The following is a 483-nucleotide window of genomic DNA, read 5'->3' on the forward strand; positions in this document are numbered from 1 at the left end:
GCGCTAGGGCGCTGGCAAGTGTAGCGGTCACGCTGCGCGTAACCACCACACCCGCCGCGCTTAATGCGCCGCTACAGGGCGCGTCCCATTCGCCAATCCGGATATAGTTCCTCCTTTCAGCAAAAAACCCCTCAAGACCCGTTTAGAGGCCCCAAGGGGTTATGCTAGTTATTGCTCAGCGGTGGCAGCAGCCAACTCAGCTTCCTTTCGGGCTTTGTTAGCAGCCGGATCTCAGTGGTGGTGGTGGTGGTGCTCGAGTTAGCTGAAGCCACTGCACAGATCCAGGAGGGCGGTCTCCGGATTGCGGGCTTTCACCACTGCGCTGGCCAGGATGACGCCTGCTGCACCCAGTGAACGAGCTTGGGAGATGTCCTGGCCTGAGCGAATGCCGGCGCCAACCAACACTGGAATAGAGGTGAATTTTACAACTTTGGCAATGTCGGTACTCTTCTGGCTTACAATGCTGACCGTGCCTCCGATCAG

General features: G+C 58.2%; 1 protein-coding gene. It reads right to left on the reverse strand.

Going from position 1 to position 483, the window contains the following annotated elements; translation table 11 throughout:
- Positions 1-258 precede the first annotated feature (258 nt).
- On the reverse strand, positions 259-483 hold a 225-nt coding region (locus ACRQQK_RS15505), incomplete at its 5' end, for a HisA/HisF-related TIM barrel protein (RefSeq protein ID WP_457512851.1).

Source organism: Vibrio sp. C8 (genome assembly GCF_054051265.1).